Origin of the sequence: Undibacterium sp. Ji50W (assembly GCF_049340445.1) — a bacterium.
Classification (GTDB): domain Bacteria; phylum Pseudomonadota; class Gammaproteobacteria; order Burkholderiales; family Burkholderiaceae_D; genus Undibacterium.
Window position 1 is genome coordinate 43767 of record NZ_JBMPOX010000010.1, and the last position, 14571, is coordinate 58337.

Annotated in this window: 10 protein-coding genes; 6 read left to right on the forward strand and 4 right to left on the reverse strand. The window is 52.4% G+C overall.

Annotated features, from left to right (window positions below; translation table 11 throughout):
• Positions 1-63 precede the first annotated feature (63 nt).
• From ACO0K9_RS15460 to ACO0K9_RS15475, 4 genes are all read left to right on the forward strand, one after another.
• On the forward strand, positions 64-1308 hold the full coding sequence (locus ACO0K9_RS15460; RefSeq protein ID WP_422986427.1) for an MFS transporter: 1245 nt from the start codon (positions 64-66) through the stop codon (positions 1306-1308).
• 67 nt (positions 1309-1375) lie between these two features.
• On the forward strand, positions 1376-2209 hold the full coding sequence (locus ACO0K9_RS15465) for a hypothetical protein (RefSeq protein WP_422986429.1): 834 nt from the start codon (positions 1376-1378) through the stop codon (positions 2207-2209).
• 253 nt (positions 2210-2462) lie between these two features.
• Positions 2463-3350, forward strand: coding sequence for an alpha/beta fold hydrolase (locus tag ACO0K9_RS15470; protein WP_422986431.1), 888 nt, complete (start codon positions 2463-2465; stop codon positions 3348-3350).
• Positions 3351-3485: 135 nt separating this feature from the next.
• On the forward strand, positions 3486-3941 hold the full coding sequence (locus ACO0K9_RS15475; RefSeq protein WP_422986433.1) for a cache domain-containing protein: 456 nt from the start codon (positions 3486-3488) through the stop codon (positions 3939-3941).
• 77 nt (positions 3942-4018) lie between these two features.
• Here the strand turns inward: ACO0K9_RS15475 and ACO0K9_RS15480 are convergent, their stop codons facing one another.
• Both ACO0K9_RS15480 and tviB read right to left on the reverse strand, forming a co-directional pair.
• A complete protein-coding gene (locus ACO0K9_RS15480; protein WP_422986435.1) occupies positions 4019-5080 on the reverse strand; it encodes an NAD-dependent epimerase/dehydratase family protein in 1062 nt (353 codons plus the stop codon).
• 18 nt (positions 5081-5098) lie between these two features.
• Positions 5099-6373: a Vi polysaccharide biosynthesis UDP-N-acetylglucosamine C-6 dehydrogenase TviB gene (tviB, locus tag ACO0K9_RS15485; protein WP_422986437.1), complete on the reverse strand. Its 1275-nt coding sequence runs from the start codon at positions 6371-6373 to the stop codon at positions 5099-5101.
• Between the two features lie 221 nt (positions 6374-6594).
• Here tviB and ACO0K9_RS15490 point away from each other — a divergent pair, with 221 nt between their 5' ends.
• Entirely contained in the window at positions 6595-8631 is a 2037-nt protein-coding gene (locus ACO0K9_RS15490; protein ID WP_422986439.1) for an ATP-binding protein, read from the forward strand.
• Positions 8632-8655: 24 nt separating this feature from the next.
• The gene (locus tag ACO0K9_RS15495) at positions 8656-9525 is read left to right on the forward strand and encodes a HEAT repeat domain-containing protein (protein WP_422986441.1); all 870 of its coding nucleotides are present in this window, start codon (positions 8656-8658) and stop codon (positions 9523-9525) included.
• Positions 9526-9604: 79 nt separating this feature from the next.
• Here the strand turns inward: ACO0K9_RS15495 and ACO0K9_RS15500 are convergent, their stop codons facing one another.
• Both ACO0K9_RS15500 and ACO0K9_RS15505 read right to left on the reverse strand, forming a co-directional pair.
• The gene (locus ACO0K9_RS15500) at positions 9605-11488 is read right to left on the reverse strand and encodes a polysaccharide lyase family protein (RefSeq protein WP_422986443.1); all 1884 of its coding nucleotides are present in this window, start codon (positions 11486-11488) and stop codon (positions 9605-9607) included.
• A gap of 83 nt (positions 11489-11571) precedes the next feature.
• On the reverse strand, positions 11572-14541 hold the full coding sequence (locus ACO0K9_RS15505) for a sugar-binding domain-containing protein (RefSeq protein WP_422986445.1): 2970 nt from the start codon (positions 14539-14541) through the stop codon (positions 11572-11574).
• Positions 14542-14571 lie beyond the last annotated feature (30 nt).

Below are 14571 nucleotides of genomic sequence, written 5' to 3' on the forward strand. Positions count from 1 at the left end.
TATTGGACACTATAAAAGCGCAAATATAAGATGGCGACTCTTTGATAGTCCAGGTACAGCATCATGACGGTCGCAAGCAGCAATAATCCTCAGCAGATCAGCCAGATCAAGCAAGTAAGTCGTATCGCTGCAGGTACCCCTGCATTCAGTCGCATCAATCGTGCCATGGTGTTTGGCGGCTTTTCCACTTTTTCCTTGTTGTACAGCATACAACCGCTGATGCCCTTGCTGGCTGTGCAATTCCACCTGACACCCGCCCAAAGCAGTTGGGTCTTGTCCATCTCCACATTGTCGCTGGCCCTGTCCTTGCTGATCAGCAGCGCCATCAGTGAACGCATAGGCCGCAAGCCCATGATGGTGACGGCGCTGGCCCTGGCTGCAATCGCCACGCTCTTGTGCGCGTTGACAGAAGATTTTTCGCAATTGCTGGTCTTGCGCGGCTTGTTGGGCTTCGCCCTGGGTGGCATGCCCGCGGTAGCGGTGGCTTATCTGGGGGAAGAAATAGAAGCCACCTCCATGGGCCTGGCCGTTGGTCTGTACATTGCCGGCAGTGCCATGGGGGGGATGGTAGGGCGTTTGTTGACAGCGGTACTCAGCGATTATTTTTCATGGCGCACGGCCATGGCGGCAATGGGTGCGGCTGGCATCTATGCTGCGTGGGAATTCTGGCGCAGCCTGCCGCTTGCACGTAACTTCAAGTCAGCAAAAGATGTCTGGGGCACCATCAACAAGGGCTTGCGCATGCATCTGTCAGACAGTGGCTTGTGCATGTTGTTCTGTCTGGCCTTCATGCTGACCGGCTGTTTTGTCAGTATGTATAACTATATCGGCTATCGCCTGCAGGGTGCACCATTTGGCTTTAGCCAAAGTACAGCCGGTGCCATCGCCCTGATGTATGTGCTGGGAATGGGCAGTTCAGTCTGGGTGGGCCGTCTGGTTGACCGCATCGGTCGCCGCAGTGTGCTGTGGCTGGTCTTGCTGGTGATGATCAGTGGTTTGCTGCTGACTTTATCCAATTCATTATTCATCATGGTTCCTGGCGTCGCCCTGTTTACTTTTGGTTTCTTTGCCTCACATTCCGTCGCCAGTAGCTGGGTCGCCCGTCGCGCCCAGGCCCATAAGGCAGTCGCATCGGCCTTGTACCTGTGTTTTTATTACCTGGGTTCCAGCCTGATAGGTTCATACACAGGCGTCATTTGGGCATCACACGGCTGGCAAGGTGTAGTCATGTTGTTGGGTGGGCTGCTCAGTGTCGGGCTGATGATTACTTTGCGCTTGCGTAAGGTGTTGCCGGTGGTGGCGGCGTGAAATAATTTTATGTTGTGCTAACATGTCACGAACTAACATGGGGTCACTTTAGAAGGCGAAAAGACGATTGAACAAGAGCGACATCGACGTTGAATTGAGCGGCAAGATCACGCTTGCCGATATCCGTGGCCTGCGTGCCAAAGGACCAATACACGAACTTAAAATTACGAAATCATCGACGCTGACAGTTGAGTTGACCCGCCCTTTACCTACTTTACAATCGGTGGAACAACTATGGCTTTGGTGTGATGTGACCCGTAGTGCCATGCGCAATGTAGTACGAATTCCCGGCTTGCGTGTACTCGACATATTGGCAATTAAGTCACCAGGGAGATTGGAACATTTTGCAGATGCATCAAGTCTGGAGATTTTTCGAGCGAACCACTATTTGTCTGAAGAAGATGTTTTAGAAGTGCTCAATTGCGCATCTTTGGAAGAAGTCGGAATACAGGGAGCGACGCTGTCGTCTCGCGTTATTGCCAAAGTACTGGCGCATCCTTCTCTGTCCTCCTTGGATATCGAGTCTACTGAATTCGATGATGCCATGGCCGAAGCTATCAGCGTCAGCACGCAAATACACACATTGGATATTGGGGCTACCAAGATCACAGGTGCAGGTCTTGCCTACCTGTCCGGCATGGTCCAAGTGAAGGCGCTGGATTTATGGGCTACAAACATCACCATTGATGATCTGGACATGCTGACCGGCTTGCCACATCTGGAATATTTGTCCCTTGGTAATTTTGATGATATACCCTCCTTCAATGCTGCTGAATTAATTCAAAAGCTGGAAAAATTTCCTTCGTTGAAGAATATCTGGTTGGATGGAATATATCTGGACGAGCAGCAAACGACACGTTTACGGTCCAGGTTCGAAAATGTGAGAATTTCCTGTATTTAACCTGGATTCAATTTCGTGGGATGTAAAACGAAGACATACAAATTGACCATGTATTGCGTGCCTGTCTGCTTGCAATGTGGCTTGTCGTGGCGGATCTGGTGACAGGGGTGCGTTGTCGGTAGAATATTCATGAGAATCTATTGATAGCGGTAGTAATAAGTATTGTTAAGCAATCTTGCAAGATTGCTTGTACGATAGCTTGCACTTCAGGCACTCTCTGCTACACTACTTTTTTCTTTGTGGAGCTGCCCCTATGTTTACCCGACGTCGTTTGCTGGCTACCGCAGTTGCGGTAAGTTGCGTTACCCTTACTCCTTTGCTTGCTTCGGCGGCTGATTTCAGCTCGGATCGCATCAGCGTCAAAACAGAAGGTGAGGGCAGGGACGTTATTCTGGTGCCCGGCCTGAGCTCTTCACCGCGCGTCTGGGCTGAGCTGGTCAAGGCGGTGCCTGGCTATCGCTATCACCTGGTACAGGTATCCGGGTTTGCCGGTCAGGCAAAAGGAGGCAATACCGAAGGTGCTGTGGCGGCGCCAGTGGCGGAAGAAATCGCGCGTTATATCCAGCAGCAGGGTTTGCAAAAGCCTGTCCTTATCGGGCATTCCATGGGAGGCTCGATAGGCATGATGGTGGCTGCAAGGCATCCGCAAGCCATCAGCAAGTTGATGGTGGTGGATATGTTTCCTTTCATGGGGGCGCTGTTTGGACCGCCAGGTACTACTGCGCAAAGTATCAAGCCGGTGGCAGATGATTTGCTGGTCAAAATGCGTAATGCCGAACCGGTAGCACGTGCAAAAAGAACAGAAGCCACTATCAACAGCATGATCAATACGCTTGCCATGCGCCCAGGTGCACTTGACGATACGCAAAAGAGTGATCCTGATGTATCTGCCCGCTCGTATCACGAACTGATCATCACCGACCTGACACCGGAACTGAAAAATATTCTGGCACCCACCACAGTCCTGTATGTGCTGCCTAACGGGGTGCCGCTTACTGAAGCGCAGATAGACATGTTTTACAAGGGAGCTTATGCGAGTGTGAAAGATGTCACGCTCAAGCGCATTCCATCCAGTGCCCACTTCATCATGTGGGATCAACCTGAACAATTCCAGGCTGAAGTCAAAGGCTTTCTTAATTAAAACTGAGGCAGGGCTTCGGGGGGCATGTGTCCGTGCGGCAGTGCAGCTTGTGCAAGCTAGTATTGCTGTCTACACTGATTACTGGCTACACTGATTGCTGCCTACACTGGTTGTTTCACCTTCCCGGAGACATTCATGAAACAGTATTTAAAGTTTGTTCTGGCATTACTGACCAGCCTGTTTGTTTCTGGCGCAATGGCGGCAGACAGCCCTTCTGATGCGATAGATATGGTTGAAAAAGGCCTGGCCTATATCAAGAAAAACAGTGTCGAAGCACTGATCAAGGAAGTCAATAATAAAAATCCTGAATTTATCAGAGGAGATGTGTATCTCTATGTGCGGGCCTTGGATGGAACCACGCTGGCTCACCCGGTAAATCCCAAGCTGGTGGGCAAGAACATGCTGGTTTTGCCAGATGCTGATGGAAAGATGTTTCGCAAGGAAATCGTTGAAGGTGCAAAAACCAAAGGCAAGGGCTGGGTCGATTACCGCTACAATAATCCGGTCACCAAAGAGCTGGAAAACAAGTCAACCTATTATGTGCGCAACGGTGATGTGATATTGGAAGCGGGCATCTATAAAGGCAAATAAGGCCATAGCAAATAAAACTGTCTGGCTACGCGGTACGCGTAGCCATTTCAAACCTGAAATACATTGCTTGACAGCGTTTATTCCAAATCCAGAAAACCGGCGCGCTGGGCTGCAACATACCAGGGAATCGCTTCCTTGATTCCATCCGCAATTTTATACTGCGCCCGGTAGCCTAACAAAGTCCTGGCCTTGTCCACATTGGCCTGGCTATGCCTGACATCCCCCGCACGAAAATCGCGGTAATGCGCTGCCTGCTCATAAGTGACGCCATTCTTATTCAGGGTTTGTTTGATGGCGTCAAACAACTGGTTCAGCGTGGTCCGGTCACCCAGGGCAACATTGTAGACTTCGCCTCGAGCTTCATCATTTGCCAGTGCAGCCAGCAGGTTGGCTTCGATGGCATTGCGTATGTAGCAAAAATCACGGCTGGTTTCACCATCGCCGTTAATGAAAATAGCTTCCCCATTCATCATGGCGGCAACCCATTTGGGTATGACGGCGGCATAGGCCCCGTTCGGGTTTTGCCGCTTGCCAAACACATTGAAATAACGCAGACCCGTGGCCTTGAACTGATAGGTTTTGTAAAACACATCTGCATACAACTCATTCACCAGTTTGGTGACGGCATAGGGTGACAGAGGGTTACCGATTTTATGTTCGAGCTTGGGCAGATCAGGGTGGTCGCCATAGGTAGAGCTGCTGGCCGCATAGGTAAAGCTGGCTACCTGTGCATCCCTGGCTGCCACCAGCATATTGAGAAAGCCGTCAATATTGGTGGCGTTGGTGGTGATGGGGTCATTGATGCTGCGCGGGACAGAACCCAGCGCAGCCTGATGCAATACATAATCGACGCCGGCACAGGCTTGCTGACAGTCTGGCAGTTGACGTATATCCCCCAGGATGAAGTGGAAATTATTCCACTGTTCTGTGCTGACCAGGCTGCGTACTTCATCCAGGTTTCTCTGGAAGCCGGTGGCAAAGTTATCCAGCCCCCTCACCTTTTGATTCAGCTTCAGCAAATGCTCCAGCAAATTGCTGCCGATGAAGCCGGCAACGCCGGTAATCAGCCAGTGCCTGGGCTGGCTCAGGAGTTGTGCTTCCAGTGTTTGCAGTGTCTGCAGTGTCTTAATGGTACTCATATTACTTATTATGCTGGCTTAAAGACGTAAATCTGTGGCGTCAACCGGGAACAGATATTTCAGGTCATACAAAACATGTCCGGGTTTGCCAAACTGGCGTATTGCTTCCACGCCCAGTTCACGGAATTGCTGATGCGCCACCGCGACGATGATGCCGTCATAGGCATGTGCCTTGGGCTGTGTCACCGGTGTCAGTTGATATTCTCTTTGTGCATCTTCAGCACTGATCCAGGGGTCATACACATCCACTTCGCAATGGTAATCCCTTAATTCGGTGACGATATCAATCACGCGGGTATTGCGCAGGTCAGGGCAGTTTTCTTTGAACGCCAGGCCCATCACCAGAATATTGGCGCCATCCACCTGTATCCTGCGCTTGGTCATGCCCTTCACAAATTGCGAAGCCACATAAGCCCCCATGCCATCATTCAAACGTCGCCCGGCGAGGATGATTTCAGGGTGATAGCCTATGCTTTCAGCCTTATGGGTCAGGTAATACGGGTCCACGCCTATGCAGTGGCCACCGACCAGGCCGGGGCGAAACGGCAAGAAATTCCATTTGCTGCCAGCAGCCTGCAACACCGCTTCGGTATCGATACCCATCTTGTTGAAGATCAGCGCCAGTTCATTGATCAGCGCAATATTCAAGTCGCGCTGGGTATTTTCTATGACTTTTGCTGCTTCCGCCACCTTGATTGATGGTGCCCTGTGGGTACCGGCGATGATGATTTCAGAGTACAGGGCATCCACCAGATCCGCGATTTCTGGCGTAGAACCAGAAACCACTTTCCTGATCGTTGTGACCCGGTGTTCCTTGTCGCCTGGGTTGATGCGTTCCGGGCTGTAGCCGCAGTAAAATTCCTGGTTGAATGTCATGCCAGAAAAACGCTCCAGCACAGGCACGCAATCTTCTTCAGTACAGCCGGGGTAAACCGTCGATTCAAATATTACCAGGGCACCGGCAGTCAATGCCTTGCCCACCAGCTCACTTGCCATCAACAGCGGCGACAGATCTGGCTGTTTGTGGATATTGATTGGTGTCGGCACGGTAATAATGAAGCAATTGCATTCTGCCAGCAGCGCAGCATCGGTCGTGAAACTTAAATGGCTGGCAGCTTTTAGCTCGGCTTCTTCCGTTTCCAGCGTATGGTCATAACCTGCCTGCAATTGCTGCACGCGTTTGGTATTGATATCAAAGCCCAGTACCGGGCGTTTTTTACCAAATTCGACCGCAAGCGGCAGGCCCACATAGCCCAATCCGACGACGGCAAGTTTTATATCAGTTAATTTCATGACGGACATTTGGTTCTTGGCACTATGCATGTTGTTTATTGCATTATGCGTGAAAGCAGGCTTTTTGTGCGGGTTCATGTGCAAGTTAGCGTTTTTGCCACCGGACGTATCGCGCAAGGGTAGGAAAAAGTGATCGCTTTACGCCGATTTCCAGGCTTGCACCTTACAATGACAGCCTATTGCCAACAGGTCGCCTTCTTTTATTGCCTTCTTGATACCGTATGAAGAAAATTTTCCCGCCCAAGCGACTATCCATCAAGTTAGCCATGTCTCTGTTTGTCGTGCTGGTTTGTGGAGTACTTGTCGGTAACAATGTCTGGCAAATGTGGAAGACGCATGACATGGCCCTGCGTGCGGGTGAAGTGGCAGCAGGCAATCTGGCACATGCCATGTCCCAGCATTCTGGCGACACCTTAAAGGCCGTGAATGCCACACTCATTTCTTTGGTGGATCGGCTGGAGCAGGATGAAGTGCTGGCTAGCCATGCCGAGAAACTGGCTTTGTCCTTGAGCCGCCAGCGTGAAAGCCTGCCCCAGTTAAAACAGCTGTCAGTCACCGATGCAAAAGGCAGGGTACAGGTATCCACCGCAGCAGAATTTACCCAGATCAGTGAGCTGGAAAGCGCCAATTTTATCTACCACCGTGACCATGCCAATGTCGAATGGTACATCGGTAAATCGGCACAGGTGCTGAATGACGGTAGTTGGGTATTCATGATGTCGCGCCGTTTTAATCATGCCAACGGTGATTTTGCCGGCATCGTACTTGCCCATATCAACGTAGAGTTCTTCCTGAAATACTTCAATAGCATCAACCTGGGTAAAAAGGGTTCCATCGCCATGCTGACTGAAGATGGCACCCTGGTCTTGCGCCGTCCCATGATGCTGACGGCCATAGGTAAAAATTACAGCAGCAATCCCATTTTCCGCCAGCAAATCTCGGTCGCAAAATCCGGTACCTTTGCCGTTACTTCCCGCCTCGATAAGGTTGAACGCGTGGTTGGTTACAGCCATCTTGACCAGTTCCCCCTGATTGCTGTCGCCGCCTTATCCAGGGATGAGATACTGGAAGGCTGGCGTTCCAGTGCCATCGTGCAAGTCATTGGTAATGGTGTGCTGGTGATTATGCTGATGATTTTTGGCAGTGTGATTGTCCGCCAGTTCAGCCGGAAAATGGAGGCCGCTGCAAGCCTGTCGCAATTATCAGCCATCATCGACAGTTCGGGAGATGCCATCGTCGGTGCAACCCTGGCAGGTGTGATTACCAGTTGGAATGCCGGGGCCGCAAAACTGTTTGGCTATACCGCCAGTGAAACCATAGGCTTGCCAGCCACTATGCTATACGCAGATGAGCAGGCTGAGCTTGCCGAGAACCGCATCGGCAGCATAGTCAGGGGTGAACCAGTCAGCCACTTTGAATCCACCGGGCGTCGCAAGGACGGTAGCCAGGTCCAGCTATCGGTAGTGATGTCGCCCGTGCGCGATGGCGAGCAACAGATTGTCGGCGCATCCACTATCGCCCGTGATATCTCTGAGCGCAAACAGGTTGACACGATCAAAGCTGCCTTTGTCTCTACTGTCAGCCATGAACTGCGCACCCCGATTACGTCGATTCGCGGTGCCTTGGGCTTGCTGGAATCTGGCACCATCACGGAATTGTCACCCAAGGCCCTGCAACTGGTACGCATCGCCCACAACAATAGCAAACGCCTGGTGAGCCTGGTCAACGATATTCTGGATATCGAAAAAATGGCCTCTGGTTACATGAAGTTTGAAATCCAGCGCGTAGACCTGGTTGCCCTGGCCATGCAGGCCATCGAGGCAAATGCCAGCTATGCCCAATCGCACCAAAGTTATCTGGTGCTTGAGCAGCATCCCAAATTCGCCTGGGCCATGGGCGACCCCGACCGCATCATGCAGATATTTGCCAACCTCTTGTCGAATGCTGCCAAATATTCGCCAGTGAATGAAAAAATCAGCATCCGGATTACAAGAGTAGAAGAACATTACCGAGTAGAAGTCGAAGACCACGGTGCTGGCATTCCCGAAATGTTTCGTTCACGTATTTTTGGAAAATTTGCCCAGGCTGAAGAGCATGGCGAAAAAAACCTGGGTGGTGCCGGCCTGGGCTTGAACATCACCAAAAACCTGGTAGAAAAAATGGGTGGCGAAATCGGTTTCGAATCCGAACCCGGTATCCGCACCGTTTTCTGGGTCACCTTGCCAGCCAGTGAACGGCGGCGGGATGATCAGATGTAAAGACTAAGTTACGCCGCGCACATCATGAGTCAAACTTACCCTTGGATGACAGACGTTGTTCATCAATTTGATGGCTACGATCTTGAACAGAAAGCCAGTTGGCTGAAACTGTTAAGCGACTTTCAGCAGGATTTGCCCTTGACCTTGCAGGAATTAATTTGCAAGGCGGCACAGCCCGGTACTTCAACTGCTAGTGACGAGAATAGTATAGCTGTATGGAGTCAGGCGATTATTGGCCTGGCCAAGTGTCATGATTTGGCCGAAAAAGCGATCGCCATACTCAGGCCTTGCCTGCAAAGCGAATACTGGTTCATACGCGGAAATGCGGCAGTTTCTCTTGCCTTGCTGGGGGTGAAAGATGCGGTCACAATTGGCCGTATAGGTGCGCTCTTGTTTGATCATGAAGGCTTTGATTGGCGTGTTTCTGAAGCAGCGCTTTCGGCCTTGGAAACCATAGGTGAACCTGCTCAACAGGAAGTACCACAAATTTTGCACCTTGCTTCCCAGTACATTCAGCAGGATAAGTTGACAGGATGGTCGGATATGGGCGTGTTGATTGCAAACTGTCTGGCGGCGATTGGCGATAAATCGCCAGCAGTGATCGACAGCTTATGCCAGATGGTAGAAAAACGAAGTATGAGTGCCTATGAGGCCTGCGTTGCTATTGGCATGCTCAATACCAAAGCAGAACAGGCACAGCAAGTGATAGCAAATTATCTGTGCAGTGAAGAGATGCCTGCTTATGACGCAGAACGCGCATACGGTTTAATTGACGCTCTGGAAAGTGTTGCCTCTGATCGTCCTGATCTTATAAGGCAATGCCTTCACCATTTGTTACAGTCACCTTTTGAAGAAGTGGTTGACATTGCAAAGCAGCGCTTGGATACCTATTAGTCACCAAATAAAAAATGGGGCAATATTATGTTTGCCCCATTTCATTATTCTCAATGCATTGCCACTGCTAATAAATGAATCACTGCGGTGCCAACCTGGTCCCCGCAGCTTCCAGCCTCAGGTAATCGTATTGCGTGGTGCCGGTGTTTCCTCTTCCTGTTTTTTGCGTGATCACAATCGAATTTGCACCTGGCTTTAGCAGGTCAGGGGGAATCGCCATACGGGTTTCTGCGAATGCACCGTGGCTGCCCAGGCGGACTGCAGGGTGGCTAGGCACGGGGGCCTGGTAGCTGCCTATCTGTGTTCCGTTGAGCCTGACCACCAGCGTGGTTTCTGACGATGCCAGCCCTATGTAAAGCGATGCTGGCGCATCTTTGGTGGGTGCTTCGGTCAGTGTGAAATTGATGGTCCACGGCGCGTTGCCAAACTGTGCGTAATTCCAGTCCTTGTGCCAGTCACTTTTGCCGACGGTATAGGTCAGTCCGGTGAAGAAGTCGGGTTTGATATACGTCGCCCATAGGGAATAATTGAAGGCACCGTTGCGGAATTCCTGTGAGTCGCGGTCTGGCACGCCTATTTCCCATACCGTAGGGGCGACACGTGACGGTTTCCACACTACCGTACCCAGGTCTTGCGTGCTGCCAGCGCGCACTTCGACATTGGCTTTCTTGTAGGTGCTGATATTGCCAGCACCAAAGGCCCATAAATGATAGGTACCAGGCACAACATGCGGAATGCTGAATTGGCCGTTGGCATCGGTCTTGACCCAGAACTGATAGGTTCGGCCCTGTAGCTGGAAGTCGGTACCCTGGTCGTCTGGTGCCAGGCCTATCCACGCTCCTGCCGAGGATGCAGCCGGGTTGCCACTATCACTTACTTGTAAGATGCCTTTGACGGTGCCGCGTTCAGATTCCTGTGCATAGTCGGGATTTTTGAACCAGCTATATGGCCAGGCGGACTGTTCAGCCGCTGCCTGTGCTTTTGCGTCTTGCCACAGGGCGTCGACCACTTTTGGCAGCAGATCAGCAGGGTTGCCCTGGTAACTGTTGGCGTAGATAAAATAGGGGCCGTAGGTCTTTTTGAAGGTGCTGCCAGCAGCCATGGTCAACTGGTTACCCATGCCGTAGTGCGTGCCATTGAGCATGTTCAGCAGGGTGTGGTTCATATGCACAGTCAGTTCCCGCTTCATGGGGCCACCGTTGTAATACTCGTGGCTGGGTACGGTCATCCAGATGCCGATGCGTTTGCTGGTACTGCTCCAGCCCCAGACATCGAGGTTACCCAGGTCTGCGCTGTAAGAATATTTGCATTCAAACTCACCGGCGTAGATGCCGGTCGTCAGCCTTGTCACTTCTTTAGGGGCACCTGGCACGCTTTCGGCGGCAGCCATGTCAGCCATGGTTGGCATCTTCTTTTGGCGCAAATGATCCACACTCAGCCAGTCGAACACCGGGCTGACATACGCATTCGAACGCCATTCGCCAACATCAGTGTTGGGGTAGGATGCCGGGTGATCCAGCATGGCGGTCACGTAATAGCCTTGTGCACCGCGTTTCAGGCTGTAATACACATCAACGTCCATCGCCGCATTGGACGATTTCCCCGACCAGGGGCTATGTATCTTCACTTCAGCATAGTCGCCATTGTTGGAACGCGGGTCCACCATCAGGGTGGCCGTGCCATGTGGCCCTTCATAGGCTGGTGCGTTCCAGCTCCAGTAAAACTTGCCACCCTTGTCACCGCCACCAAACAGATTCATGCCCTGATAGGTAAAGCTGTTGATGGTGGCATCAGTCTTGTTGATATTGATTGCGACGATGCCGTTGTCGAGAACAAAGCTGTCGCCATTGTCCTTCAGTGACACATCAGGGCCACTGCCGTTACCACCGCCCGGTACATTGGCGTAACACAAACTGGTGGCAAGAATACATGCGGTGACAATAGCAAGGCGAAGATTTTTCATGGAGATAGCTTCAGTTAAATGGATTTGTTTGCACAGATTATTACAGTAGTTCAGGCATATGGCAGCTTTAGTTTAACCACAGTTTAACCCGGATCTGCCACATCGCCAGTAGCCGGTGGGCTGATCATCATCGGCGGTGCGACATAGCGAAGTGGCATCCAGGCTTCCATTTCGGCCATGCCGATCTGCACGGCAGGCTGGAAAGCTGCCGATCCCATATGGTCGAGTAAAGATTTACGCAAGGACGCCGCACCTGATTGTCGCGCCAGGCCTTTTTCTGACAGGTCGAAAGACGTGATCATCAATTTACCCTTGCCCACCGCGCATTCAAACAGCATGGCCAGGCGCAAATTCCGGTTCCAGTCATCAATAGGAAGTACGACGGGTGACAAGGCCTGCGGCAGCTTATCGATATTCATCGCCGTGGTGTGGGTCAGCAATTCTACCCACTGCCAATCGCAGTGCGCTTCCGTCGGGTATTGTTTCAATGCCGCATGATGGGTGTCGCACCACAGCCCCAGCATCCAGGTGCGTTTGGGGTTCATCAGCCGGTTCCAGAAAATCGGTGTACGGCTTAGTGCCAGCTCGGGCGAAGCTGGTTCCGGGCTGCCGGATAGAAACAGCACCTTACCGCCGGTAGACAAGGCAGCCTTTGCTTCGTCCCATGAAGTGGTCACCAGCACACCATTGGCCCCGGCAGGAACCGCAGCGGGATCAGTGGGATTAGTGGGATTAGTGGGATATAGCCAGAACGACCATTGATTGCGGAATGATGTCCCCGAAAGTTCCACTTCCAGCCGGTATGACGCAGGTGCCGGTAAAGCTGCCAGTTCGGCATTGATGATACCAAGCGCAATATTTTTGCCGCGTGGGACATCGCGCACTGGCAGTGCCCCAGACAGTACCGCTTTGCCGGTGCTATCAATGATGCGCCACACAGGTTTGACGGCAGAAAGTGCCTGCGGCCCAAAGTGCATCAGTTCGGCAGTCGCGCTCAATGTATTGTCTGTCGTGAACAGGCGTTTCTTCAGCCTGACCAGGGGCACCGTGGCACCACTGTATTGACGGAATTCTGCCGCAGTCACATAGCCTTTCTGTTCCCAGAAAGCATCCAGCAAGCCGATCAGTGCGCCACCTTGTCCAAGATAATCGTGCAGATCCAGCAGTTGATAGCCGGAATACGATGGCGTACGCAAGTTGGCCTCTATCTCTTCCTTATAGCAGGCGACCTGGAAGCGGCCAGAAGCGTGGGCGAATTCCTTGTTTCTTGCCAGCAGTCCATGCGCTTCGGCAGAGTCACGCATGATGATGTAATTGCCGGGGTGCATATATGCCTGGCTACCTTTGCTCACGCCTTTGGGGAAAGCCGCATAGCTGGCCTGCTTGCCAGAAAATTTGGTGATCACACTAAAGTTCGGGTAAGCGCAAAACTGGCCGGTTTCGTGTGCTATGCAAGGCACCTTCACGCCCAGCCTTAACTTGTTGAGTGCTTCTTCGTAGTCGCCGCCAAACCAGCCCATAGGCCCGCGGGCACCGCCACCAGGGGTTAAAAAATCGGCAGCGAAAGCTGTGCCCGGCCCGGCTGGTGGTGCTGACCAGCGGCCAGTGCCATCGCAATACAGTCGTCGCGGGTCGGTTTCCCGCCATTTTTTATCCCATATTGGCAGTTCTGTATGATAAGCCCCGGCTGGTTCATTGCTTGCACCCAGCATCAGCAGGGAAGGGTGATTGCCATAGGCTTTTAGCAAGCGGGCCGTTTCATCGTTGAGCAGATCAAGCATCTGGTGTCCGGCATCGAAGGCATTCCACATGCCGCATTCCGCCTGAAAATAAAACCCCAGTTCATCCGCCGCAACGAAGGCAGCCTCGGGCGGGCACCAGGAATGAAAGCGCATGCCATTCAGCCCCCATTCCTTGCAGATGCCAATGATGTTCTTCCAGGTTTCCACATCCATGGCGGGATAACCAGTCAGCGGGAAACCACCACCATCATGCGTAGCACGCAGATGAAACTGTTCGCCATTCAGCAGAATCTGGTTGCCATCTGTCCTGATCTCGCGCATGCCGAAAGTCAGTTCACGGCTATCGTCAGCATCCTGCCCCGTGAGTGTCAGGCGCAGGTGTTGCAGCACCGGTGTGAATTCTGACCAGGGTGTGGAATTGGGCAGCGCCACCTCGAACGAGGCTTTGCCACCATTGGCTGCCCAGCGTATCGGTGTCGTTACGCCGCCAGCCGACAGCATGCCGCTGCCATCCTTGCCTGTCAGATTACCCACCTCGACACGAATCTGCGCCGATTTGCCAGCCACATTGGGGAAAACCTGGGCATCCGCTATCCACACCGGCGAGGTGGCGGACAATTCAATGCGACCAACCATACCGTTCCAGGTCGATCCCTCTGCATCCGATACCGCATGTCCATCTGCGCGATAGGCCGGTTGCAGCATACGGTTATCGATACGTATCGACAGGCGATGCGTGCCGGTACTCAACACGCCAAGGTCAAACTCGTGCGGCACTACCAGCGAGCGGTTGCTACCCATCAGCTTGTCATCAACATAGACATCCGTTTGCCAGCGTGCTCTTTCCAGTGTCAGCGTGATACGCTTACCTTGCCATTCTGGCGGAATATCAATGGTTCGCTGATACCAGGCGACACCAAGAAAGTGGCGCACCGGTTGTGAAAGATAGGGAACTTGTACATTACCAGGTTTGGTGTACGCCTTGTACTGTGGCAGCAAGTACCAGCGCATATCACGAGGCAGCGCGGCGACGAAGGCTGTCTTTGCCGTGATCTCATCACCATACCCCTGGGTTTGCAGTATGCCCGGCAATTGTATGGGGGAACCGGACGCCAGATTTTTGGCAAACCACCTGGCAGTTGTTCCGGCATCATCGCGATCCAGCGCGATGCGCCATTGCCCCGCGATGGACACTGCCCCTACACGTGCAGGGCTGGCCGGAAGCGCCTTCGCATATAAGCGTGTTGTGCCGATGGTGGCGATGGCCAAAGCAATGAAGGAACGGCGACTGATGGTGCTGGAAGAACTCATGAACATCCTTATGGTGTCGTTTTGCTTATT

Coding starts and splice junctions, on each gene's coding strand:
- ACO0K9_RS15460 (WP_422986427.1), top strand. CDS start 64: ATGACGGTCGCAAGCAGCAATAATCCTCAGCAGATCAGCCAGATCAAG.
- ACO0K9_RS15470 (WP_422986431.1), top strand. CDS start 2,463: ATGTTTACCCGACGTCGTTTGCTGGCTACCGCAGTTGCGGTAAGTTGC.
- ACO0K9_RS15475 (WP_422986433.1), top strand. CDS start 3,486: ATGAAACAGTATTTAAAGTTTGTTCTGGCATTACTGACCAGCCTGTTT.
- ACO0K9_RS15480 (WP_422986435.1), bottom strand. CDS start 5,080: ATGAGTACCATTAAGACACTGCAGACACTGCAAACACTGGAAGCACAA.
- tviB (WP_422986437.1), bottom strand. CDS start 6,373: ATGAAATTAACTGATATAAAACTTGCCGTCGTCGGATTGGGCTATGTG.
- ACO0K9_RS15490 (WP_422986439.1), top strand. CDS start 6,595: ATGAAGAAAATTTTCCCGCCCAAGCGACTATCCATCAAGTTAGCCATG.
- ACO0K9_RS15495 (WP_422986441.1), top strand. CDS start 8,656: ATGAGTCAAACTTACCCTTGGATGACAGACGTTGTTCATCAATTTGAT.
- ACO0K9_RS15500 (WP_422986443.1), bottom strand. CDS start 11,488: ATGAAAAATCTTCGCCTTGCTATTGTCACCGCATGTATTCTTGCCACC.
- ACO0K9_RS15505 (WP_422986445.1), bottom strand. CDS start 14,541: ATGAGTTCTTCCAGCACCATCAGTCGCCGTTCCTTCATTGCTTTGGCC.